We start from the raw sequence: 22,526 nt of genomic DNA, 5'->3' as shown, positions 1-22,526 counted from the left end.
AACCAATCCCAGCCGCAGCAGGCGCAAAGCGCCTGCTGCGGCCCACTGGCCGAGCGAAGCGATGGCCCGTTGGTATCCCAACCCCTTCTGTATGCGCCGAGGAGCGCAGCGTTTCGCGGATCAGGGCTCGCCCTTGTTTGAGCGAAGCGAGTTTGGGCGAGACCCCGCGAAACGCGAGCACCGCAGGTTGCCCGAAGCGAAGCGGAGGGACGCAGACAGTAGGGTCGCCTTTCTTTTGCCTACGTTTCTTTGGCGAAGCAAAGAAAAGTAGGTCGCCTGCCGGGGCGAGACCCGGCCTCGGAACTCAAAAGAAGGCACTGCGATGAACCTGTCGCGCCCCTTCGTCCGCCGCCCCATAGGCACAGTCCTGCTAACCATAGGCATCGCCTTGGCAGGCATAGCCGCGTTCTTCGTCCTCCCAGTCTCCCCGCTACCCCAAGTCGACTATCCAGTCATCTCGGTAAGAGCCTCGATCCCAGGCGCCAGCCCAGAGACGATGGCAACCAGCGTCGCGACGCCACTAGAAAGACACCTGGGAACAATCGCAGGCGTCAACGAAATGACGTCCACCAGCTCGGTAGGCTCCTCCCGAGTCACGCTGCAATTCGACCTCAGCCGCAACATCGACGGCGCCGCCAGAGAAGTCCAGGCCGCCATCAATGCCAGCCGCGTAGACCTGCCCGCCACGCTAAGAAGCAACCCCACCTACCGCAAAGCCAACCCAGCCGCCTCCCCAGTCATCATCCTGGCCCTCACGTCCAAAACAAAGACCCCAGGCCAGATCTACGACGCCGTCTCCAACATCGTCAGCCAGCGCCTGTCGCAGGTAGACGGCGTAGGTGACGTAGAGATCGGCGGCGGCTCGCTCCCCGCGGTACGCATCGAACTGCTCCCCTTCGCCCTCAACCGCTACGGCATCAGCACCGAAGACGTGCGCGCCGCCATCCAGGCGTCCAACGCCAACCGCCCCAAGGGCATGGTGCAGGGCGAAGGCCGCAAGCTGCAGATCTACACCCAGACCCCGGCGCTGCGCGCGAGCGACTACGCCTCGATGGTCGTGGCCTGGCGCAACGGCGCGGCGGTGCGGCTGCGCGAGGTGGCCGACGTGATCGACGGCGTGGAAGACACGCGCACGCTGGGCCTGTTCAACGGCGAGCCGGCGATCATCGTGCTGATCACGCGCCAGCCCTCGGCCAACATCATCGAGACCGTCGACAACGTGCGCGCGCTGCTGCCCGAGCTGCAGGCACAACTGCCGCCGGACGTGACGCTGCAGGTCGCCTCGGACAGCACCAACTCCATCCGCAGCTCGCTGCGCGAGGTGGAGATGACGCTGGTCATCGCGGTGCTGCTGGTGGTGCTGGTGGTCAGCCTGTTCCTGCGCAGCGTGCGCGCGACGGTGGTGCCGGCGGTGGCCACGGTGGTGGCGCTGCTGGGCACGTTCGGGGTCATGCACCTGCTGGGCTTCAGCCTCAACAACCTGAGCCTGATGGCGCTCACCGTGGCCACGGGCTTCGTGGTGGACGACGCCATCGTGGTGCTGGAGAACACCAGCCGCCACATCGAGGCCGGCATGTCGCGCATGAAGGCGGCGCTGCTCGGCGCGCAGGAAGTGGGCTTCACGGTGCTGTCGATCAGCGTGTCGCTGGTGGCGGTGTTCATTCCGCTGCTGTTCATGGGCGGGCAGGTGGGGCGGCTGTTCCGCGAGTTCGCGGTCACGCTGTCGGCGGCGGTGCTGATCTCGCTGGTCATCTCGCTCACCACCACGCCGATGATGTGCGCGTGGATGCTCAAGCCCGGCGGCGAGCACGACAAGAACAAGCCGCAAGGCCGCTTCGGCCGCGCGGCGGCGCGCAGCTACGACTGGATGCTCAAGCGCTACGAGAGCGCACTCGACTGGGCGCTGGACAGCAAGGCGATCGTCATGGTCGTGCTGCTGGCGGTGGTGGGGCTCAATGTCTACCTGTTCAGCGCGGCGCCCAAGGGCTTCTTCCCGCAGCAGGACAGCGGCCAGCTCAACGGCGGCCTGCGCGCCGACCAGAGCATTTCGTCGCAGGCCATGGGCGCCAAGCTGCGCGAGGTGGTCGACATCATCCGCAAGGACGAAGCGGTCGACACCGTGGTGGGCTTCACCGGCGGCGGGCGCGCGGGCGGCGGCTTCATGTTCGTCAACCTGAAGCCGGCCAGCCAGCGCAAGGACAGCGGCCTGGCGGTGATCGCGCGGCTGCGCCCGCAGCTGGCGCAGGTGACGGGGCTGCGCGTGTTCCTCGGCCCGGTGCAGGACGTGCGCTCGGGCGGGCGCTCCAGCAACTCCACCTACCAGTACACGCTCAAGAGCGACAGCCTGTCCGACCTGCGCACCTGGGCCGTGAAGCTGGCCGACGAGATGAAGCAGCAGCCCACGCTGACCGACATCGACACCGACCAGGACCAGAACGGCGTGGAGACGGTGGCCAAGGTCGACCGCGACAGCGCACGGCGGCTGGGGCTCACCTCCACTGCGATCGACAACGCGCTGTACAACGCCTTCGGCCAGCGGCAGGTGGCCACCATCTACACCGAGCTCAACCAGTACCACGTGGTGATGGAATGGGCGCCGGGCTACACGCGCAGCCCGAACGCGCTGCGCGACGTGTACGTGCCGGCCACCAAGACCTCGGTGGTCGCGGGGCAGGCCGTGACCACGCAGGTGGCGGCCACGACGGCCACGGGCGGCACGACGGCCTCCGCCAGCGCCGCCGCCGCGACGGTGCCGGTGTCGGCCAACGCCGGCTCGCGCAACGCCTCGACCGGCAACGTGCTGAGCAACACGGCCACCGCGCTGGTGCCGCTGTCGGCGGTGGCGAAGTTCGAGGAGCAGTCGGTGGCCACGTCGGTGAGCCATGAGGACGGCGAGCTGGCCACCACCATCTCGTTCAACCTGGCCGAGGGCGCCAACCTCGGCGACGCGCGAGAGGCCATTGCCAAGGCCGAGGCCAACATCGCCATGCCGACCAACGTGCGCGGCGCCTTTGCCGGCACCGCGCTGAGCGCGCAGCAGTCGCAGGGGCAGCAGGCGATGCTGATCGTGGCGGCGCTGGTGGTGATCTACATCGTGCTGGGCATCCTGTACGAGAGCCTGGTGCATCCGGTGACGGTGCTCTCGACCTTGCCCTCGGCCGGCGTGGGCGCGGTGCTGGCGCTCTTGATGTTCCGCATGGAGTTTTCCATCATCGCGCTGATCGGCGTGTTCCTGCTGATCGGCATCGTGAAGAAGAACGCCATTTTGATCATCGACTTCGCGCTGGAGGCCGAGCGCTCGCGCGGCCTGAGCCCGCTCGAGGCGGTGCGCGAGGCCTGTCTGCTGCGCTTCCGCCCGATCCTGATGACCACGCTGGCCGCCGCGCTCGGCGCGCTGCCGCTGGCCATCGGCTTCGGCGAGGGCGCCGAGTTGCGCCGGCCGCTGGGCGTGGCGATCATCGGCGGGCTCATCGCGAGCCAGCTGTTGACGCTGCTCACCACGCCGGTGGTGTACCTGCTGCTGGACAAGCTGCGCCGCCGCGGCAAGAACGAACACGCGCTGAGCCGCGCCCCGGCCGCCTGAGATCCATGACCATGAATGCCTCCATTTCTTCCTTCGGTTCTTCACGACGCTTCTTCGCGCTGAGCACGCTCGCGCTGGCCGCCGTGCTCGCCGGCTGCGCCGTGGGCCCGGTCTACAAGGTGCCCGAGTCGGCGGCATCGGCCGGCTGGAAGGAACAGCCTGCCGCCGACGGCTGGCTGCCCGCCGCGCCGGCCGACGCGCTCGACCGCGGCGAGTGGTGGAAGCTCTTCGGCGACGCCACGCTCGACGAACTCGCGGCGCGCGTGCAGGTGTCGAACCAGAACATCGCCGCCGCCGTCGCCAGCTACACGCAGGCCCAGGCGCTGGTGCGCGAGCAGCGCGCGGGGCTGTTCCCGTCGGTGTCCTTCGACGGCAGCGGTAAGCGCTCGGGCACGGTGGGCGGCAACGCCTCGGCCAGCCCGTCGAACACCTTCGGCGCCACGCTGGGCGCGAGCTGGACGCCCGACGTGTGGGGCCGCCTGCGCGAGGCCGTGAACAGCGCGCAGGCCAACGCGCAGGCCAGCGAGGCCGACCTGGCCTCGGCGCGGCTGTCGGCCGTCGGCGACCTGGCGACCAATTACTTCTCGCTGCGCGAGGCCGACGCCGAGATCGTGCTGCTCGACGAAACCATCCTCGGCTACCAGCGCGCGTTCGAGATCACGAGCAACCGCTACGCCGCCGGCATTGCCGCGCAGACCGACGTGCTGCAGGCGCAGACGCAACTGGTGAACGCCAAGGCCGACCGCGTGGGCCTGCAGCGCACACGCGCCACGCTGGAGCACGCCATCGCGATGCTGGTGGGCGTGGCGCCGGCCGACTTCAGCCTGCCGCCCGCGCGCTGGACGCCCACGGTGCCCGGCGTGCCGACCGGCGTGCCCTCGACGCTTCTGCAGCGCCGTCCCGACATCGCGGCGGCGGAGCGCGCGGTGGCCGCGGCCAATGCGCAGATCGGCGTGGCGCGCTCGGCCTACTACCCGAACATCTCGCTCACGGCCTCGGTCGGCAGCAACGCCAGCCGCGTGAGAGACCTCTTCGGCGCGGCCAACACGCTGTGGGGGCTGGGCCTGTCGGTGGCGCAGGTGGTGTTCGATGCGGGCGCCATCAGCGCCAGCGTCGATGCCGCCAAGGCCGGCCACGAGGCCAGCGTGGCGCGCTACCGGCAGACCGTGCTGGCCGCGTTCCAGACCGTGGAAGACCAGCTGACCAGCGGCGCCACGTTGGCGCAGCAGGAAGGCTTGCGCCGCGAGGCCACGGCAGCGGCCGACAAGACCGAGCAGCAACTGCTCAACCGGTATCGCGCGGGGCAGGTGAGCTACACCGATGTGGTGCAGGCGCAGGCCGCCGCACTGAGCGCGCGGCGCGCGCTCGTGCAGCTTCAGGTCAATCGCCAGGCCGCGGCAATCGCGCTGATCCAGGCCATGGGCGGCGGTTGGCAGGCCGACTGGATGGGGGCGACCCGCCCGGCCGGCAACAGCCCTTCAAACAACAGCGCCGCTTCCCGCACACCGTAAGGGGCGGGTGTTGCGGGCGGGCATGGGAACCTGCCTGGCCCGTCGGCCCGACCGGCGCGAACACCGGACCGGGCGTCGTCGCTTCGCGGCGGTGGTCACCGCTCGGCGCTCACAGGATCGCTCTCTCCCCATCAGTGCGCTGGTCGGTCGAGGGCCTCGCCCAGGTAGTCCTTGTCTGTCACCAGGACCCAGAGGGCGAGCACCATGATCACCGCAGCCACGAGGACTGCATTGACCAGCGCCGGCTCGACCATGCGGAAGTCGAGCAACCAGGGCGACACCGCCAGCCAGGCTGCCAGCGCCACTTCGGTCCACTCTTCCCACTGGTGCGGCACGAAGGTCGCGCCCAAGGCCACGGCGCCCAGCACGATGCCGGTCGCCACCATGGTCCACATGGCGAGCGAATTGCCCTGAAAGCCCAGTACCCATGGCGAGACGATCAGCCACACGCCGGCGACGGCGTTGACGGGGTCCTGCCAATGCTTCACATGCTTCATGGTCGTACCTCCTGTCGCAGCACGACGCCACGACACTGGTTGGACTGCCGCGCCGCGTCGTGGTTCCGCCATGCGGCATGGCGCGGGCCGCGCGGGGCTTGCGGATCGGCGCCGCGTTCCTATACTTGAGTGAGCACTCAATTAAACGAACGATGGAGACCGTCCGCGCATGGCCCGCCCCCGCAGTGTCGACAAGCACAACGCCATCCTCGAGGCCGCGCTGGTCGAGTTCGGCCGGCGCGGCGTGTGGGCCACGCCGACCTCGGCGATCTCGCGCACCGCGGGCGTGGCCGAGGGCACGCTGTTCACCTACTTCGCGAGCAAGGCGCTGCTGACCGACGCGCTGTACCGCGCGCTGAAGACCGAGCTGGCCGGCGTGATGCTGGCCGACTGGCCCGAGGCCGCCGACCCGCGCACCCAGTTCCGCCACATCTGGGACCGCTACGTGCGCTGGGGCGTGGCGCACCCCGGCAAGCTGCGCGTGCTGGCGCAGCTCAAGGTCTCCGACGAACTGAGCGACGAGAGCCGCGCCGCCGGCATGGCGCCGTTCGCGCGGCTGGAAGCGGTGGCGCAGGAGTGCATGCGGCGCGGCGAGGTCGTCGAGCGGCCGATCGAATTCCTGGGCGCGATGCTCACGGCCATGGCCGAGACCACTGTCGGCTACATCGCGCAGGCCGGCGACGCCGAACCGGCCTTCGATTACGCCGAAGCCGGCTTCGAGATCTTCTGGCAAGGCATCGCCGTGCCGCCCTGACGACGACCGCACCTCTGAACGACAAGACCCCCACCGAAGAAAGACCCCGCCATGCCCACACTCAAACGCCGCCACTTCGTGCTCGGCACCCTCGGCGCCGCCGGCGCCCTGGTCGTCGGCTGGGCCGCCACGCCGGCGGCTTCGCGCCTCGTGCCCGGTGCGCCGCTGCCGGCGGGCAACGGGCAGGTCGCGCTCAACGGCTGGGTCAAGGTGGGCAGCGACGACACCGTCACGCTGGTGATGACGCAATCGGAAATGGGGCAGGGCACGCACACCGGCCTGGCGATGCTGCTGGCCGAGGAAATGGATGCCGCGGTGTCGCAGGTGCGGCTCGAGCAGGCCGGCTTCGACGCCATCTACAACAACCAGGCCATGATCCTCGACGCGCTGCCCTTCAAGCCCGGCGACGAGGGCTTCGGCAAGCGCGCGGCGCACCAGGTGGTGGGCAAGCTGCTGCGCACGATCCCGGGGCTCTCGGGCACGGGCGGCTCGTCGAGCGTCACCGACCAGTGGGGCCCGGTGCGCGAGGCCGGCGCCTCGGCGCGGCTCATGCTGGTGAGCGCGGCGGCGGCGCAGTGGCAGGTGCCCGCCGGCGAATGCCGCACCGAGGCCGGCCGCGTGCTGCACCCGGCCTCCAACCGCAGCGCGCGCTTCGGCGAACTCGCGGCAAAGGCCGCGCAGCAGCCGCTGCCCACGGCGGTGAAGCTCAAGGCGCAAGCCGACTTCCGCGTCATCGGCCAGCCGCAGCGGCGCATCGACAACGCCGGCAAGCTCAATGGCACGGCCACCTACGGCATCGACGTGCTGCCGCCGGGCCTGCTGTACGCCAGCATCGCCATGTGCCCGACGCTGGCCGGCCGCGTCGCGCGCTTCGACGCCAAGGCGGCCGAGGCGCTGCCCGGCGTGCGCAAGGTGATGGCGCTGGAACCGGTGGCCGCGAGCCTTGTCGGCACCGGCAGCACGGCGGGCGGCGTGGCGGTGATCGCCGACACGCCGTACCACGCGATGCGCGCGCTGAAGCAGGTCGACATCGAATGGGATCACGGCCCGGCCGCGAGCCTCTCGAGCGCCGAGATGATCGACCGCCTCGCGCGCACGCTCGACGCCGATGCGGGCAATGCGCGCCTCGATACCGGCGGCGTGGCGGCGGCGCTGAAGTCCGCCGCGCGCACGATCGAGGTCGAGTACCGCGTGCCCTTCCTGGCGCACGCCACCATGGAGCCGATGAACTGCACCGTGCAGTTCAAGGACGGCGCCGCCACCGTCTGGGCGCCCACGCAGGCGCCGGGCTTCGCGCGCGCCGCGGTCGCCAAGGCGCTGGGCATCGACGCCGACAAGGTCACGCTGCACGTCACCTACCTGGGCGGCGGCTTCGGGCGGCGCTACTTCATCGACTTCCTGGTGCAGGCCGCGCAGCTCGCGCGCGAGGCCGGCGGCGCGCCGGTGCAACTCATCTGGTCGCGCGAGGAAGACATGACACACGACTTCTACCGCCCGGCCTACGTGGCGCTGTGCAAGGCCGGCTTCGACGCGGCGGGCGCGCTGGTCGCGTGGCAGACCACCAGCGCCGGCTCCAGCCTGGGGGCGCCGTCGTTCATGGACAACTCGACCGACGGCGCCTGGAACACCGCCTACGATTTCCCACAGGCCCGCGTGGCGCACGTGCCGGTCGAATCGGCCGTCACCACCGGCATCTGGCGCTCGGTGGCGCATTCGCAGAACGGCTTCTTCGTCGAGAGCTTCATCGACGAATGCGCCGTCGCCGCCGGCAAGGACCCGGTGGCCTTCCGCGCCGGCCTGCTTGCCAAGGATGCGCGCCACCTGGCGGTGCTCAAGCGCGTGGCCGAACTCTCGAAGTGGGGCGAGCCGCTGGCCGACGGGCCCGACGGCACGAAGCGCGCGCGCGGCGTGGCCATCCACCGGGCCTTCGGCAGCATCGTGGCGCAGGTGGCCGAGGTGTCGGTGACGCCCGAGCGGCAGATCCGCGTGCACCGTGTGGTGTGCGTGATCGACTGCGGCCTGCCGGTCAACCCCAACCTGATCCGCCAGCAGATGGAAGGCGGCATCGTGTTCGGCCTGTCGGCCGCGCTGCGCGGCGAGATCACCGTGGCGCGCGGCCAGGTGCAGCAGAGCAACTTCCACGACTACACGCCGCTGCGCATCGACGAGTGCCCGGCCATCGAGGTCGACATCCTCGCCGGCACCGGCGCCGAGGTGCCGCCTGGTGGCGTGGGCGAGCCCGGCACGCCGCCCATCGCGCCCGCCGTGGCCAACGCCGTGTTCGCGCTGACCGGCCAGCGCCTGCGCAGCCTGCCTCTGCGGCTGGCCTGATCTCCCGGAACAGCAAGAAAGACACCCCATGACCACCACCACGCTGAAGATCAACGGCCAGACCGCCACCGTGAGCGCCGAGCCCGACACCCCGTTGCTGTGGGTGCTGCGCGGCGAGATGAAGCTCGTCGGCACCAAGTTCGGCTGCGGCAAGGCGCTGTGCGGCGCCTGCACCGTGCACCTGGACGGCCAGGCCGTGCGCTCCTGCGTCACCCCGCTGGAGGCCGTGGGCGGGCGCGAAGTCACCACCATCGAGGGCCTGAAGGGCCGGGAAGCCGACGCCCTGCGCGCGGCCTGGACCGAGGTCGACGTGGTGCAGTGCGGCTATTGCCAGAGCGGCCAGCTCATGTCGGCCTGCGCGCTGCTCAAAGCCACGCCCAAACCCAGCGACGACCAGGTCTCGGACGCCATGCGCGGCAACATCTGCCGCTGCGGCACCTACCCCCGGATTCGCGCCGCGATCCACCTGGCGGCAGAAACAGCGGGGCGGTAACGCAGAAACCGGGGTGGTTGTTTACAGAAGTTAATAATTTTTCCGTAATTCTCGAAAAAGTCGCCAGAACGGTATTTTTACGGAAATTGGGGATATGAAGCTTCGATACGCCGCCGTACCATCCGCGCGGCCTGCTTCCGGCCGCCCCCTGTTTCCGACTTTCGATGACCCCCCCAGACCCCTCGCGGACGCGCGTTCTGTCCGTGGCCGACACGCTGCGCACCCGCATCTTCGACGGTGCGATCGCCCCCGGCGCCCACCTGATGGAGATTTCGCTCGCCAACGAGCTTGGCGTGTCGCGCACCCCTGTGCGCGGCGCCATGGCGCGGCTGGCCGACGAGGGGTTGCTGGTCTACCACCCGCAGCGGGGTTTCCAGGTGCGCCGTTTCGACGCCAAGGACGTGTTCGACGCCTTCAGTGTGCGCGCCACGCTCGAAGGCATGGGCTGCCGCCTGCTCAGCGAGCGCGGCCTGGACGACGAGGCGCTGGCCGAACTGACGGCCATGGTCGACGAGCAGCACGCGCTGCTGCACGACAGCGGCGAATGGACCGACGAGCGGGCCGACCTGTGGCAGGACCTGAACCAGGCTTTCCACCACAAGCTGCTGTCGCTGGCCGACAACCGCTGGCTCAGCGAGGCCGTGCAGCGCGCCTGCCAGCTGCCGGTGATCTTCGACAGCCGCTCGCGCCCGCACAGGCACGACGCCGCGATGCTGCTGTACCGCCACAGCCAGGCCCTGCAGGCGCTCGAAGAGCACCGCTGCATCGTCGAGGCGCTGGGCCGGCAGGAGGCCTCGGGCGCCGAAGCCGCGATGCGCGAGCACATCAACGCCAACCGCGACCTGCTGGTGCTCTACCTGCGCCAGAGCGCCGGCCGCACCCGCGCGCTGGCCTGATCCTTTTCCCTATCCGCCGCGCGCCACCGGCGCCATGAGGTAGGCCCCCGACTCGAACAGCTGCGCCTCGGCCTGGTCGATGCGCCGGATCACTGGCTTGCCCGCGCGGCTCGCCAGCAGCTCGACCAGCGCTTCCGTCACGGCCACGCCGGCCGCCACCGACGGGAAGAACGAGGGGCTGTGGATGGTGAAGAGCAGCGTCTCGTCCGCCAGCAGCGACAGCGGCGAGGTCACGCTGTCGGTGATCGCCACGATGCGGCAACCGGCCGCCTTCGCAGCCTCGGCCACCTGCAAGGCTTCGCGCGAGTAGGGCGCAAAGCTCGCCACCACCAGTGCGTCGCCCTTGGCGAAGGCGCGCTGCTGCATCTCTAGCGAGCCGCCCTGGCCGTCCACGAGGTGCACGCTGGTGCGAAAGAGCCGGTACACGTACACGAACGAGAACGCGATCGGAAAGCAGGCGCGAAAGCCCGCCGCGTGCACGGCCGGCGCCTTCTCCAGCAGCGCGCAGGCCTTGAGCAGCGCCGGCCCGCTCTGCTGGTGCGTGAGCTCCAGGTTGCGCCGCTGCACCTCGAACATCTCGCCCGCCAGGCCCTGGTCGGCGACACGGCCCACCAGCTGCTTGGCGCGCCCGCCGTAGGTCTCGGTGCCCAGGCCCATGTCGGCGGCGAAGGCCTCTTTCAGCTGCGGCCAGCCCTCGAAGCCCAGGTGCTGCGCGAAGCGCACCAGCGTGGCTGGCGTGCTCTGCGCGCGCGTGCCGACGTTGCGCATCGAGCCTGTGACCACTTCGTTGGGGTGGTCGAGCACGTAGCGCGCCACCTGCTGCAGGGCGGGGCTCAGTTCGTTGAAACGCTGGCGGATCAGTTCTTTGGCGCCCATGGCGGTGTCTCTTTTCTCTCGGTGTCTGGAACGAATGTACCGGAGCAGGGAAATCCCGGGAGTTGACGGAACAAATGTTCCAAACAATAATTCGGCCGAAACGTTAGTTCCAAATACAGGCCCCGCTTTTCCCTCGCCATGACGCACGTCTTCCACCGCCACCTTCGCCAGACCCCGCCCGTTGCCGCCAGCGCGCAGGGCATGTTCATCCGCGACGCCGAAGGGCGCGAGTACCTTGACGCCTCGGGCGGCGCGGCCGTGTCCTCGCTCGGCCATGGCCATCCCGAGGTGATGGCGGCCATGCACGCGCAGATCGACACACTGGCCTACGCCCACACCAGCTTCTTCACGAGCGAGGTGGCCGAGCAGCTGGCCGACGAACTCATCGGTGGCGCCCCCGAAGGCATGAGCCACGTGTACCTCGTGAGCGGTGGCTCGGAGGCCGTGGAGTCGGCGCTGAAGATGGCGCGCCAGTACTTCGTGGAAATCGGCCAGCCGCAGCGCACGCACTTCATCGCGCGCCGCCAGAGCTACCACGGCAACACGCTGGGCGCGCTCGCGGTGGGCGGCAACGCCTGGCGGCGCGAGCCCTTCGCGCCCATCCTCGTGCCGGCCACGCACGTCGCGCCGTGCTACCCGTACCGCGAGCAGCGCGAAGGTGAAAGCGCCGAGCAGTACGGCCTGCGCCTGGCAGATGAGCTGGAAGCGGCCATCGTCGCGCAGGGCGCTGACCGCGTGATCGCCTTCGTGGCCGAGACCGTGGGCGGTGCCACCGCCGGCGTGCTCACGCCGGTGCCGGGCTATTTCAAGGCCGTGCGCGAGGTCTGCGACAAGTACGGCGTGCTGCTGATCCTCGACGAGGTGATGTGCGGCATGGGCCGCACCGGTTCGCTGCATGCCTGCGAGCAGGAGGGCGTGGTGCCCGACCTGATGACCATCGCCAAGGGCCTGGGCGGCGGCTACCAGCCGATCGGCGCGGTGCTGGCGCAGCGCCGCATCGTCGAGGCCATGTCCAAGGGCAGCGGCTTCTTCCAGCACGGCCACACCTACCTGGGTCATCCGATGGCCTGCGCGGCGGCGCTCGCGGTGCAGCAGGTGATCCGCCGCGACGGCCTGGTCGCCAAGGTGCGCGACGACGGCGTCGCCTTCGGCGCGATGCTGGCCGAGGCGCTGGGCGACCACCCGCACGTGGGCGACATCCGCGGACGCGGCTTCTTCTGGGGCATCGAGCTGGTGGCCGACCGCGCGAGCAAGCAGCCCTTCGATCCATCGCTGAAGGTCCATGCGCTCATCAAGAAAGACGCGATGGCGCGCGGCCTGCTGTGCTACCCCTTCGGCGGCACGGTCGACGGCCGCCAGGGCGACCACGTGCTGCTGGCGCCGCCGTACATCGCGACGCGCGACCACCTGCACGAGATCGTCGCGCGGCTCACGGCCTCGGTCGACGCGGTCACGCGCGGCGCGACGCGCTGAGCCACCGCCCCTTTTTCTTCAACCGCTGTTCCGAGGAGCGTTCCATGCCCCAGCTTCGCCCGTCGCTTTCCATTGCCGCCGCCTTCGCGCTGGCCTGTGCCGCCTTGGTGCCGACCACCGCCGCGCAGGCGCAGGCCGCCAACGACACGCTCGCCAAGATCAAGGCCAGCGGCGCCATCACCTTCGGCTACCGCGAGGCCTCGTTCGGCTTCTCGTACCTGGACGCCAACCTCAAGCCCGTGGGTTACAGCATCGAGATCTGCAACCGCATCGTCGACGCGCTGAAGACCGAGCTGAAGCTGCCGGCCCTCGACATCAAGTACCAGGCCGTGACCTCGGCCAACCGCATCCCGCTGGTGCAGAACGGCACGGTGGACATCGAGTGCGGCTCCACCACCAACCTGGTCGAGCGCCAGTCGCAGGTGGCTTTCTCGCCAGACATCTTCCGCTACAACGTGCGCACGCTGGTGAAGGCCGATTCGGGCATCAAGAGCATCGCCGACCTGCAGGGCAAGACCGTGGTCACCACCGCCGGCACCACGTCGTTCCGCCTGCTGCGCGCGGCCGACAAGGGCCGCAGCCTCGAGGTGAACCAGCTCTCGGGCAAGGATCACACCGACTCGTTCCTGCTGGTCGAGAGCGGCCGCGCGCAGGCCTTCGTGCTGGACGACATCCTGCTGGCGGGCCAGATCGCCAACGCGCGCAATCCGAAGGACTTCGTCATCACCGGCGAGAGCCTGCGCACCGAGAACCAGTCGCTGATGTTCCGCAAGGACGACCCGGCCTTCAAGGCGCTGGTGGACCGCGTGGTGTCGGGCATGATGAAGTCCGGCGAGATGGAAAAGCTCTACAGCAAGTGGTTCATGTCGCCGATTCCGCCCAAGGGCATCAACATCAACTACCCGCTCAATGCCGAGACGAAGGAGGCCTTTGCCAACCCGTCGTCCAAGGGCATCTGATCTCACCCGACTTCATGACACGCATCGCCCTCATCCACGCGCTCTCGCATTCCGTCGCCCCCATCAACGAAGCCTTCGCACGCGACTGGCCCGAGGCCGTGCGCATGAACCTGCTGGACGACAGCCTCTCGGCCGACCTCGCGCGCGACGGCAAGGGGCTCGACGCGGCCATGCACGAGCGCTTCCAGCGCCTGGCGCAGTACGCGGTGGACACGGGCGCGCGCGGCATTCTCTTCACGTGCTCGGCCTTCGGGCCGTGCATCGAGGCGGTGGCGCAGTGGCACGCGGGCATTCCGGTGCTCAAGCCCAACGAGGCCATGATCGAGGAGGCCGTGCAGGGCGAGGGCCGCCTGGGCCTGATCGCGACCTTCGCGCGCACGCTGGAATCGATGCCGCCAGAGTTTCCGTCGGGCATGGCGCTCGAACTCGCGCTGGCCGAGGGCGCGCTGGCCGCGCTCGATGCGGGCGACGCGCAGCGCCATGACGCGCTCATCGCCGAACAGGCCGCGGCGCTGCGCGCGCGCGGTTGCACGCGCATCGCCCTGGCTCAGTTCAGCATGGCGCGGGCGCGTGGCGCCTGCGAAGCGGCCAGCGGCCTGCCGGTGCTGACGACGGTCGACAGCGCGGTGCGCGCGTTGCGTCGGCGCTCAGTGTGAGCCGCCGTTGCCGACGACCGTGACCAGCGTGGTCATCGCCACCTGCGCGGCCTCGCCGCGCGCGAGCGGGCGGCCCGGGCCGGCGTTGCCGCTGTCGGTTTCCAGGCCCTGCGCCAGGCGGCGGTAGATGTCCGACGAGGGCATGGTCGCCGCCGTGCCGAGTGCGTCGCAGTAGGTGTCGGTGAGCACGGCGGCCAGCCGTTCGCGTTCGGCGTCGCACAGCACGGGCGCCTCGGCGGCGAAGACCGACGCCACGCAGTGCATCAGGTAGGCCTGGGTCTCGAGCGAGAAGGCCTGCTGGCGCACGTAGTCTTCCACCGCGTGCCAGAAGAGGGTGTCGGAGGTGCGGCGCCAGCTTTCGAGCACCTTGCGCGACTTGGCGACCAGGTCGGCGTGCGCGTCGTGCGGTTCGGCCGGGCGCAGCGCCAGGCCCTGCAGCGTGAGCGCGGCCACCGGGCCGGCCGCGCCGAGCAGGAAGCTCCAGAACTTCCAACGCGCAAACCATTTCTTGTCATGGGCCGGGCCCAGCGGCTCCAGCAGCCGGAAGTCGATGCACAGGGCGGCGTTGGCCTGCAGGCCGGAGGCCATGCGGTCGGCCTCCACATGGCCTTGCGCGACGATGCAGGCGCTGGCGCCGCAGCGGTCGATGTCGGCCAGGCGCTGGGTCAGCTGGCGCAGCTCGTGGGCCGAGGCGCCGGTGGCTTCGGCCACGCGCAGCATGCCGTGGCACTGCTCCCGCTCCAGCTGGCAGGGGCTCTTGAGACGGTCTTCGACATGGTCGTCGAGCGTCGAGGGGCGTTCTTCTGCGACGCAGTCCTCGAGTTCACTCCCGGTGGTGAACGTTGACATGGATGCTCCTTCGGGCGCAGATGAATAACTGTTATCAATATGTATTAACGCGCCGAGGTCGAACATCACCTGAACTAGGTATTTCCGTGGGCGGGCTGCCTTGCGTTCCACCGGCGGAACGGCGCCTGAACAGGGCCTGACCGATGGCCTCGCCATAATTGCCGCTCTTTCAAGGAGTACGCGTGGATATCGTTTTGCTGGTCAAGGCCGCTGTCATGGGCATCGTGGAGGGTCTGACCGAATTCCTGCCGATCTCGTCGACCGGCCACCTCATTCTTGCGGGCTCGCTGCTGGGCTTCGACGACGCCAAGGCCAAGGTGTTCGACATCGCCATCCAGACCGGCGCGATCTTCGCGGTGATCCTGGTCTACTGGCAGAAGATCCATTCGACCGTGGTGGCGCTGCCGCGCCAGCCCAAGGCGCGCCGGCTGGCGCTGAACATCGTCATCGGCTTCCTGCCCGCGGTGGTGCTGGGCCTCCTGTTCGGCAAGATGATCAAGGCGCACCTGTTCATCCCGACCGTGGTGGCGAGCACCTTCATCATCGGCGGCTTCATCATCCTGTGGGCCGAGAAGCGCCCGCCCGGTTCGGTGCGCGTCGAGCACGTGGACGACATGACGCCCTGGGACGCACTCAAGGTCGGCCTGGTGCAGTGCTTCGCGATGATCCCCGGCACCAGCCGCAGCGGCTCGACCATCATCGGCGGCATGCTGCTGGGCCTGTCGCGCCAGGCGGCGACCGATTTCTCGTTCTTCCTGGCGATTCCGACGCTGATCGGCGCGGGCGCCTACAGCCTCTACAAGGAGCGCGCGCTGCTGTCGGTGGCCGACATTCCGCTGTTCACAGTGGGGCTGGCCTTCTCGTTCATCAGCGCGTGGCTGTGCGTGCGCTGGCTGCTGAAGTACATCAGCACGCACAACTTCATTCCGTTCGCCTGGTATCGCATCGCCTTCGGCATCGTGGTGCTGGCCACAGCGTGGACCGGCGCGGTGGTCTGGGCGGAATAAGCCTGCAGCTTCAGGCCGCCGCGCCCAGCAGCGCGCCGGCGGCCTTCGCCTCCCGCCGCACGGCGATGGCGATCGGCCCGTCGATCGACGGGTCGAACCCGCCCGTGGCACCCAGCGCGGTGATCACGGCGCACACCCTTCCCGCGTAGTCGTACACCGGCGCCGCCACGGCGCTGATGCCGCGCAGGTAGGTGTCCCGCACGATGGCGCAGTGCGCCTGCTGCACCTCGCGGCGCAACGCGCCGATGGGGTCGTCGGCATCGAGCAGCGCGCGCATGTCCTCGGTGGCGTCGGCCAGTTCCTGCTCGGCCAGCGCCACCACGCGCGACTCGTCGAGCAGGCCCAGGAAGGCGCGCCCGGTGGCAGACCACAGCATCGACATCACCGAGCCGGCGCGCACGTTCACCGTCACCGGCAGGCCCGGCTCCTCGAAGCGCACGATGGTCGGGCCCTTGTTGCCCATCACCGCGACGAAGCAGGTCACCTCCAGCGATTCGCGCAGGCGGATCAGGCAGGGCTCGGCCGCGCGGATCGGGTCGGCCTGGCGCATGGCGGCCAGGCCGATCTGGATCGCCTCGGGCCCCAGGTAGTAGTGCTGCGAGGCGGTGTCCTGGCGCACCAGGCTTTCTTCCATCAGGCTCGCGAGGTAGCGGTGCACCTTGGCCGGGCTCTCGCCCACATGGGTGGCCAGCGCCGTGAGGCTGCTGCGCCCGCCCAGGTGCGCCAGGCCCTTGAGCACGGCCATGCCGGTCTCGGCGGACTGCACGCGCTGGCGGCGCTCGCGGGGAGGGGAAGAGGGAACCGGGGGTGCTTCGGCGGGGGAGGTCATGTCGTCCTCATCTTAGGTGGCGGCCTCGGTGGCCGGGTAAACCCGTGGTCTAGTGATTACGCAATGCGTATGATAATTACGCAATACACAATTTCTACCACGGAGACACCCCGATGAAGAAGCACTTCGCCCGCGGCCTTGCGGTCCTGTCCCTGGCTGCGCTGGCCACCGCCGCCAGCGCCCAGACCACCTTCCCCGCCAAGCCGATCCGCTGGCTCGTGCCCTACGCAGCGGGCGGCGGCTCCGACTTCCTCGCGCGCACCGTCGCCCAGACGCTGTCGACCCAGGTCGGCCAGCCGGTGCTGGTGGACAACAAGCCGGGTGGCAACACCGCGCTGGCCGCTGCCGAAACCGCGCGCGCCCCGGCCGACGGCTACACCGTGCTCTCGGCCGACAACGGCACGCTGGTGTTCAACCCGGCGCTGTACAAGTCGCTGAGCTACAGCCCCACCAAGGACCTGGCACCCGTCACGCTGATGGGCAAGTTCCCCATGATCCTGGTGGTCGGCGCCAACTCGGGCTTTGCCTCCGCCAAGGACTTCATCGCGCAGGCCAAGGCCAAGCCGGGCGGCATCAACTACGCCTCGGCCGGCGCGGGCAGCCCGCACCACCTGGCGATGGAACTGCTGAAGGTGGAAGCCAAGCTCTTCATGGTCCACGTGCCGTACCGCGGCGCGGCGCCTGCGCTGGCCGACGTGGTCGGCGGGCAGCTGCCGGCCATGATGGTCGACATGGCCGCCGGCGCCGGCTTCATCAAGGGCGGCAAGGTGCGCGCGCTGGCCGTGGCCAACCCCACGCGCCTGCCGCAGCTGCCCGACGTGCCCACCTTCGCCGAGCTCGGCTACAAGAACGTCGAAGCCGCCGCGCTGGTCGGCGTGGTGGTGCCCGCGGCCACGCCGGCCGACGTGGTGAACACGCTCAACCGCCAGCTGGTGGCCGCCATCCACGAGCCCTCGGTGAACAAGCGCATGGTCGACTTCGGCGTCGAGCCCGTGGGCAACACGCCCGCGCAGTACACCGAGCTGCTCAAGGCCGAGACCGCGCGCTGGCACAAGCTGATCCGCGACCTGAAGATCACGCTCGACTGAGTCTGCTGCCATGTCCGACACCGCCATGCCTTCGCGCACTTCCGGTTGCCCCATCGCGCACGGGGCGCTCTCCGCCGAGCGCACGCCCACCGGCTGCCCCGTGAGCCAGCGCGCCGCCGAGTTCGATCCCTTCGAGGACGGCTACCAGCAGGACCCGCCCGAGTACGTGCGCTGGGCCCGCGAGCAGGAGCCGATCTTCTACAGCCCCAAGCTGGGCTACTGGGTGATCACGCGCTACGACGACATCAAGGCGGTGTTCCGCGACAACCTCACCTTCAGCCCGTCGAACGCGCTGGAGAAGATCACGCCCACGGGCGAAGAGGCCAATGCCGTGCTCGCAAGCTACGGCTTTGCGCTCAACCGCACACTGGTGAACGAGGACGAGCCGGCCCACATGCCGCGCCGCCGCGCGCTCATGGACCCGTTCACGCCCGAGGCGCTGAAGCACCACGAGCCGCTGGTGCGCGAACTCGCGCGCAGCTATGTCGACCGCTTCATCGACGACGGCCGCGCCGACCTCGTCGACCAGATGCTGTGGGAAATCCCGCTCACCGTGGCGCTGCACTTTCTCGGCGTGCCCGAGGAAGACATGGACACGCTGCGCAAATATTCCATCGCGCACACCGTCAACACCTGGGGCCGCCCCAAGCCCGAGGAGCAGGTGGCCGTGGCGCACGCCGTCGGCAACTTCTGGCAGTACGCCGGCAAGGTGCTCGACAAGATGCGCCAGGACCCCGATGCGCCCGGCTGGATGCAGTACGGCATCCGCAAGCAGATGCAGCACCCCGAGGTCGTCACCGACTCGTACCTGCACTCGATGATGATGGCCGGCATCGTGGCCGCGCACGAGACCACCGCCAACGCCACCGCCAACGCCGTGAAGCTGCTGCTGCAGCACCCGCAGGTGTGGCAGGAGCTGTGCGACGACCCGGGCCTCATTCCCAACGCGGTGGAAGAGTGCCTGCGCCACAACGGCTCGGTGGCCGCCTGGCGCCGGCTCGTCACCAAGGACACGCAGGTCGGCGGCGTCGACCTGCCGGCGGGCTCGCGGCTGCTGATCGTCACCTCGTCGGCCAACCACGACGAAGGCCACTTCGCCGATGCCGACCTGTTCGACATCCGCCGCGACAACGCCAGCGACCACCTGACCTTCGGCTACGGCTCGCACCAGTGCATGGGCAAGAACCTGGCGCGCATGGAGATGCAGATCTTCCTGGAGGAGTTCACGCGCCGGCTGCCGCACATGCGCCTGTCGGAGCAGCGCTTCAGCTACGTGCCGAACACCTCGTTCCGTGGCCCCGAGCACCTGTGGGTCGAGTGGGACCCGCGCGCCAACCCGGAGCGCGCCAACGCGGGCCTGCGCGACGTGCAGGTGCCGGTGCGCATCGGCGAGCCGTCGGCGCACGCCATCGCGCGGCCCGTGGTGGTCGAGCGCGTGACGCCGGTGGCCGACGGCATCGTGCGGCTGCGCCTGGTGTCGCCCGACGGCAAGCCGCTGCCGCGCTGGACGCCGGGCTCGCACATCGACGTGGAATGCGGCTCGCCCGAGCTGTCGCGCCAATACTCGCTGTGCGGCGACCCCGACGAAGCCCACGCGCTGGAGATCGCCGTGCTGCACGAGCCCGAAGGCCGTGGCGGTTCGGCCTGGGTGCATGCGAACGTGAAGGTGGGCGAGCGCCTGCGCATCCGCGGCCCGCGCAACCACTTCCGGCTCGACGAGTCGCTGCCGAAGGCGATCTTCATCGCCGGCGGCATCGGCATCACGCCCGTGAGCGCGATGGCGCGGCGCGCCAAGGCGCTGGGCATGGACTACGAACTGCACTACAGCGGCCGCAGCCGCGCGAGCATGGCCTTCGTCGACGAGCTGGCCGCGCTGCACGGCGAGCGCCTGCACGTGCATGCCGCCGATGAAGGCCGGCGCAACGACCTGCGCGCGCTGCTGGCCACGCCCGTGCCCGGCGCGCAGGTGTACGCCTGCGGCCCGCTGCGCATGCTCGAAGCGCTGGAAGATTGCTGCGCCGCGTGGCCCGAGGGCGCGCTGCGCGTGGAGCATTTCGAATCGACGCTGGCCACGCTCGACCCGTCGAAGGAACATGCCTTCGAGGTGGAGCTGAAGGACTCCGGCCTCGTCATCACCGTGCCGCCCGACCAGACCCTGCTGACAGCCCTGCGCGCGGCCAACGTCGATGTGCAGAGCGACTGCGAGGAAGGCCTGTGCGGCTCGTGCGAAGTGCGCGTGTTGGCCGGCAAGGTCGATCACCGCGACGTGGTGCTCACGCGCAGCGAGCGCGATGCGAACACCAAGATGATGGCCTGCTGTTCTCGCGCCTGTGAGGGGCGGCTGGTGCTCGAACTCTGAGGCTTTTCGCCGCGCATTGATTCATCGCAAGTGTTTCGCGGCACGCCCACCGCACAGTGGGGCGTGCCGAATCGGCACCTCACCGAAGGAACCATGTGATGAAGACGAGAACCACCGCGGCCCTGCTTTTCACGGCGCTGCTTGCCGGCCCCGTGCTGGCCGCCACCTGCGACATCGAGATCGAAGGCAACGACGCGATGCAGTTCAACAAGAGCGCCATCGCCGTGCCGGCCAGCTGCAAGCAGTTCACCGTGAAGCTCAAGCACGTCGGCAAGCTGCCCAAGGCCGCGATGGGCCACAACTGGGTGCTGAGCAAGGCCGCCGACGCGCAGGGCGTGGCGGCGGACGGCATCGGCGCGGGGCTGGACAAGGCCTATGTGAAGCCGGGTGATGCCCGCGTCATCGCGCATTCGAAGGTCATCGGCGGCGGCGAGACCGATGCCGTGAGCTTCGACGTGAGCAAGCTCAAGGCGGGAGACAGCTATGCGTGGTTCTGCTCGTTCCCGGGGCACGCGTCGCTCATGAAGGGCACGCTGGCACTGGTCAAGTAGCCGCCGCGCCGCCCAGGGGCATCCGCAGCAGCACCTGCGTCTCGCCGGGGCGCGACTGCAGCTGCAGCTGCGCGCCCAGGCGGCGTGCCCGCGCCCGCAGGTTGCGCAGCCCCGCGCCGCCGCTCACGCCGTCCACCGCGAAGCCGCGGCCGTCGTCGCGCACGCTGAGCTGCAGTTCGGCGCCTGCGCGCGCCACCGTCACGTCCACGCGCCGGCCCGCGCTGTGCTTGAGCACGTTGGTCAGCGCCTCCTGCAGGAAGCGCATCAGGTCCAGGCTCTGCGAGGGCGCGAGCTCCAGCGTGTCGATGCCCGAGACCTTCCAGCGGCAGTCGATGCCGTTGGCGTCCAGCAGCTGCGCGCTGCGGTAGCGCAGCGGCGCCAGCAGCTCGCCGAGCGCGCGTGCGCCGTCGTCGCGGCCGGTGGCGTCGATGATCAGTCGCAGGTCGTCGCGCAGGCTCTTGAGCATCGCCAGCAACTGCGGTGCGCTGAGGTGCTCGGGCGTGCGTTCCAGCGTCGCGATGCTGCCCACCAGCATGCCGCCCAGGCCGTCGTGCAGGTCGCTCACCAGCGCCACGCGCTCGCCGATGCGCGCGTGCGCGAGCTCCAGCGCGTGCTGCTGCGCGAGCGTGGACGCGAGCTCGGCCTTGGCGGCGTTCACTTCCTCGATCAGCTCGGTGTTGAAGTTCTCGATGCGCCGCAGGCTCTGCACGAAGCGCCCGGCCTGCGTCAGCGCCATGCCCAAGAGCAGCACGTACGAGGACATGGTCGTGTAGTAGATGTTGCTGTCGATCACCTGCGTGAACACCAGCAGGTCGTGCGCGCCCGTGAGCGCCGACACCGCCATGAACGGCGCGAGCGAGCGCATCGGGCTGCCCCGGTGGCGCAGCGCATGGAAGATGCCGCTGCTGTTCACCACGATGATCGTGAGGCCGCCCACCAGCGTCCAGATCGCGCGGTGGGTGGGCAGGTTGGCGGTGCCCGCGAACCACAGGTCGAGCACGCCGATGGCCGCCACCGCGAACGCCGCGATCTCCAGGCGCGGCAGGCGCCGCCCGGCAAAGCGCAGCACGAACACGCCGTACGACACGCTGAACACCAGCAGCAGCGAGGTGTTCAGCGCCTGCCAGCTGTGGTTGCTGGCAAAGGGCCACGGGCTGGTGGCGATCTGGTTGTAGCCGAACAGCAGCCACAGCACCGACATCGCCGCGAACCAGCCGTAGGCCGTCTCGCGCCGACGCAGCAGCCACCACGCCGCGAAGAAGGCCGACACCGCCGCGCTGGTCGCCAGGCCGAACACCTGCAGGTCGCGCCGCATGAGCTGCTCGCGGCCGAACTCGGCCTGCATGGCCGCGGGCGTGCCCAGGCTCACCGGCCCCAGCCCGGCCTGGTAGGCCGACAGGCCCGACACGCGCACCAGCAGCGTGTTGGTGCCGGCGCGCAGTTGCGGCGCGTCCAGCAGCCAGTAGCGCGGCGAGTTCCATGCGCGCGTGAGCGGCTCGACCAGGCTGCGGTCGCGCCAGATCGTCGTGCCGTTGAGCGAGACCTCTCCGGCCATGTTCAGGTAGTGCAGCAGCAGCCCGGTCTCGCCCGCCGGCGCGGGCTGCTCCCAGGTCAGCCGGTACCAGACCACGCCGTCGAAACCGGGCCAGCGCGTGGCCCAGCTGTCGGGCAGGGCCACGGGCGTCCAGCCGTCGGCGGGCGGCGTCGTGTCGTCCCAGCCGGTGCCTCGTGCGGCTTCGGCGCGAAGCTCGGGGACCACCGGTGTTTGTGTGTGTGCGCTGCCCGTCGAGAGCAGCAGCCACAGGGCCCACAGC

General features: G+C 69.7%; 18 protein-coding genes. 13 read left to right on the top strand and 5 right to left on the bottom strand.

Translation table 11 applies throughout. The features are described from left to right. Nucleotides 1-322 precede the first annotated feature (322 nt). Together AC07SQ_RS30300 and AC07SQ_RS30295 are read left to right on the top strand one after the other, a co-directional pair. Nucleotides 323-3,583, top strand: a complete 3,261-nt coding sequence (locus tag AC07SQ_RS30300) for an efflux RND transporter permease subunit (RefSeq protein ID WP_495271663.1) — start codon at nucleotides 323-325, stop codon at nucleotides 3,581-3,583. An 11-nt stretch (nucleotides 3,584-3,594) separates the two neighbouring features. Beyond that, nucleotides 3,595-5,094 (top strand): efflux transporter outer membrane subunit, encoded by a 1,500-nt coding sequence (locus AC07SQ_RS30295; RefSeq protein WP_495271662.1) that lies wholly within the window; start codon nucleotides 3,595-3,597, stop codon nucleotides 5,092-5,094. Between the two features lie 131 nt (nucleotides 5,095-5,225). On the opposite strand, the gene AC07SQ_RS30290 is transcribed toward AC07SQ_RS30295, so the two are convergent. Beyond that, nucleotides 5,226-5,591 (bottom strand): SPW repeat protein, encoded by a 366-nt coding sequence (locus AC07SQ_RS30290; RefSeq protein WP_062474873.1) that lies wholly within the window; start codon nucleotides 5,589-5,591, stop codon nucleotides 5,226-5,228. 169 nt (nucleotides 5,592-5,760) lie between these two features. Between AC07SQ_RS30290 and AC07SQ_RS30285 the strand changes: the two genes are divergently transcribed. The 4 genes from AC07SQ_RS30285 to AC07SQ_RS30270 all read left to right on the top strand — a co-directional run bounded on the left by AC07SQ_RS30285 (nucleotide 5,761) and on the right by AC07SQ_RS30270 (nucleotide 10,065). Further along, nucleotides 5,761-6,345: a TetR/AcrR family transcriptional regulator gene (locus AC07SQ_RS30285; protein ID WP_495271661.1), complete on the top strand. Its 585-nt coding sequence runs from the start codon at nucleotides 5,761-5,763 to the stop codon at nucleotides 6,343-6,345. 51 nt (nucleotides 6,346-6,396) lie between these two features. Further along, a complete protein-coding gene (locus tag AC07SQ_RS30280) occupies nucleotides 6,397-8,676 on the top strand; it encodes a xanthine dehydrogenase family protein molybdopterin-binding subunit (RefSeq protein WP_495271660.1) in 2,280 nt (759 codons plus the stop codon). Between the two features lie 28 nt (nucleotides 8,677-8,704). Next, nucleotides 8,705-9,169 carry a (2Fe-2S)-binding protein gene (locus AC07SQ_RS30275; RefSeq protein WP_070062620.1) on the top strand — a complete coding sequence of 155 codons (465 nt, stop codon included), beginning with the start codon at nucleotides 8,705-8,707 and terminating at the stop codon, nucleotides 9,167-9,169. Between the two features lie 164 nt (nucleotides 9,170-9,333). Beyond that, nucleotides 9,334-10,065: a GntR family transcriptional regulator gene (locus AC07SQ_RS30270; RefSeq protein ID WP_095948910.1), complete on the top strand. Its 732-nt coding sequence runs from the start codon at nucleotides 9,334-9,336 to the stop codon at nucleotides 10,063-10,065. A gap of 9 nt (nucleotides 10,066-10,074) precedes the next feature. Here the strand turns inward: AC07SQ_RS30270 and AC07SQ_RS30265 are convergent, their stop codons facing one another. After that, complete coding sequence (locus AC07SQ_RS30265) at nucleotides 10,075-10,941, bottom strand: MurR/RpiR family transcriptional regulator (RefSeq protein ID WP_095746150.1); 867 nt, start codon at nucleotides 10,939-10,941, stop codon at nucleotides 10,075-10,077. Nucleotides 10,942-11,079: 138 nt separating this feature from the next. On the opposite strand from AC07SQ_RS30265, the gene AC07SQ_RS30260 reads away from it, so the two are divergent. Genes AC07SQ_RS30260 through AC07SQ_RS30250 form a run of 3 tightly spaced genes read left to right on the top strand, consistent with a single transcriptional unit; the run spans nucleotide 11,080 to nucleotide 14,029 of the window. After that, nucleotides 11,080-12,414 (top strand): aspartate aminotransferase family protein, encoded by a 1,335-nt coding sequence (locus AC07SQ_RS30260; RefSeq protein WP_495271659.1) that lies wholly within the window; start codon nucleotides 11,080-11,082, stop codon nucleotides 12,412-12,414. A 44-nt stretch (nucleotides 12,415-12,458) separates the two neighbouring features. Then, nucleotides 12,459-13,373: an amino acid ABC transporter substrate-binding protein gene (locus tag AC07SQ_RS30255; RefSeq protein ID WP_495271658.1), complete on the top strand. Its 915-nt coding sequence runs from the start codon at nucleotides 12,459-12,461 to the stop codon at nucleotides 13,371-13,373. A 14-nt stretch (nucleotides 13,374-13,387) separates the two neighbouring features. Next, the gene (locus AC07SQ_RS30250) at nucleotides 13,388-14,029 is read left to right on the top strand and encodes an aspartate/glutamate racemase family protein (protein ID WP_495271657.1); all 642 of its coding nucleotides are present in this window, start codon (nucleotides 13,388-13,390) and stop codon (nucleotides 14,027-14,029) included. On the opposite strand, the gene AC07SQ_RS30245 is transcribed toward AC07SQ_RS30250, so the two are convergent. Next, nucleotides 14,021-14,878, bottom strand: coding sequence for a hypothetical protein (locus AC07SQ_RS30245; protein ID WP_354344830.1), 858 nt, complete (start codon nucleotides 14,876-14,878; stop codon nucleotides 14,021-14,023). The genes AC07SQ_RS30250 and AC07SQ_RS30245 overlap by 9 nt on opposite strands. Before the next feature lie 182 nt (nucleotides 14,879-15,060). Here AC07SQ_RS30245 and AC07SQ_RS30240 point away from each other — a divergent pair, with 182 nt between their 5' ends. Then, on the top strand, nucleotides 15,061-15,885 hold the full coding sequence (locus AC07SQ_RS30240) for an undecaprenyl-diphosphate phosphatase (RefSeq protein WP_354344832.1): 825 nt from the start codon (nucleotides 15,061-15,063) through the stop codon (nucleotides 15,883-15,885). 10 nt (nucleotides 15,886-15,895) lie between these two features. On the opposite strand, the gene AC07SQ_RS30235 is transcribed toward AC07SQ_RS30240, so the two are convergent. Then, entirely contained in the window at nucleotides 15,896-16,714 is an 819-nt protein-coding gene (locus AC07SQ_RS30235; RefSeq protein ID WP_159270951.1) for an IclR family transcriptional regulator, read from the bottom strand. A 113-nt stretch (nucleotides 16,715-16,827) separates the two neighbouring features. On the opposite strand from AC07SQ_RS30235, the gene AC07SQ_RS30230 reads away from it, so the two are divergent. The 3 genes from AC07SQ_RS30230 (at nucleotide 16,828) to azu (ending at nucleotide 20,712) form a co-directional block, all read left to right on the top strand. After that, a complete protein-coding gene (locus AC07SQ_RS30230; protein ID WP_495271656.1) occupies nucleotides 16,828-17,802 on the top strand; it encodes a Bug family tripartite tricarboxylate transporter substrate binding protein in 975 nt (324 codons plus the stop codon). A gap of 10 nt (nucleotides 17,803-17,812) precedes the next feature. After that, on the top strand, nucleotides 17,813-20,161 hold the full coding sequence (locus AC07SQ_RS30225) for a cytochrome P450/oxidoreductase (RefSeq protein WP_495271655.1): 2,349 nt from the start codon (nucleotides 17,813-17,815) through the stop codon (nucleotides 20,159-20,161). Nucleotides 20,162-20,259: 98 nt separating this feature from the next. Continuing rightward, nucleotides 20,260-20,712, top strand: a complete 453-nt coding sequence (azu, locus tag AC07SQ_RS30220) for an azurin (RefSeq protein ID WP_159276014.1) — start codon at nucleotides 20,260-20,262, stop codon at nucleotides 20,710-20,712. Here the strand turns inward: azu and AC07SQ_RS30215 are convergent. Continuing rightward, nucleotides 20,705-22,471: a sensor histidine kinase gene (locus AC07SQ_RS30215; protein ID WP_495271654.1), complete on the bottom strand. Its 1,767-nt coding sequence runs from the start codon at nucleotides 22,469-22,471 to the stop codon at nucleotides 20,705-20,707. The genes azu and AC07SQ_RS30215 overlap by 8 nt on opposite strands. Between the last annotated feature and the right edge of the window lie 55 nt (nucleotides 22,472-22,526).

It is taken from the genome of Variovorax sp. GW821-FHT06D12 (genome assembly GCF_059419205.1).
This window is presented reverse-complemented; position numbering and strand designations above follow the sequence as displayed.

Coding starts and splice junctions, on each gene's coding strand:
- AC07SQ_RS30270 (WP_095948910.1), top strand. CDS start 9,334: ATGACCCCCCCAGACCCCTCGCGGACGCGCGTTCTGTCCGTGGCCGAC.
- AC07SQ_RS30235 (WP_159270951.1), bottom strand. CDS start 16,714: ATGACCTCCCCCGCCGAAGCACCCCCGGTTCCCTCTTCCCCTCCCCGC.
- AC07SQ_RS30250 (WP_495271657.1), top strand. CDS start 13,388: ATGACACGCATCGCCCTCATCCACGCGCTCTCGCATTCCGTCGCCCCC.
- AC07SQ_RS30300 (WP_495271663.1), top strand. CDS start 323: ATGAACCTGTCGCGCCCCTTCGTCCGCCGCCCCATAGGCACAGTCCTG.
- AC07SQ_RS30280 (WP_495271660.1), top strand. CDS start 6,397: ATGCCCACACTCAAACGCCGCCACTTCGTGCTCGGCACCCTCGGCGCC.
- AC07SQ_RS30295 (WP_495271662.1), top strand. CDS start 3,595: ATGAATGCCTCCATTTCTTCCTTCGGTTCTTCACGACGCTTCTTCGCG.
- AC07SQ_RS30265 (WP_095746150.1), bottom strand. CDS start 10,941: ATGGGCGCCAAAGAACTGATCCGCCAGCGTTTCAACGAACTGAGCCCC.
- AC07SQ_RS30290 (WP_062474873.1), bottom strand. CDS start 5,591: ATGAAGCATGTGAAGCATTGGCAGGACCCCGTCAACGCCGTCGCCGGC.
- AC07SQ_RS30230 (WP_495271656.1), top strand. CDS start 16,828: ATGAAGAAGCACTTCGCCCGCGGCCTTGCGGTCCTGTCCCTGGCTGCG.
- AC07SQ_RS30225 (WP_495271655.1), top strand. CDS start 17,813: ATGTCCGACACCGCCATGCCTTCGCGCACTTCCGGTTGCCCCATCGCG.
- AC07SQ_RS30245 (WP_354344830.1), bottom strand. CDS start 14,878: ATGTCAACGTTCACCACCGGGAGTGAACTCGAGGACTGCGTCGCAGAA.
- AC07SQ_RS30255 (WP_495271658.1), top strand. CDS start 12,459: ATGCCCCAGCTTCGCCCGTCGCTTTCCATTGCCGCCGCCTTCGCGCTG.
- AC07SQ_RS30285 (WP_495271661.1), top strand. CDS start 5,761: ATGGCCCGCCCCCGCAGTGTCGACAAGCACAACGCCATCCTCGAGGCC.
- AC07SQ_RS30260 (WP_495271659.1), top strand. CDS start 11,080: ATGACGCACGTCTTCCACCGCCACCTTCGCCAGACCCCGCCCGTTGCC.
- AC07SQ_RS30275 (WP_070062620.1), top strand. CDS start 8,705: ATGACCACCACCACGCTGAAGATCAACGGCCAGACCGCCACCGTGAGC.
- azu (WP_159276014.1), top strand. CDS start 20,260: ATGAAGACGAGAACCACCGCGGCCCTGCTTTTCACGGCGCTGCTTGCC.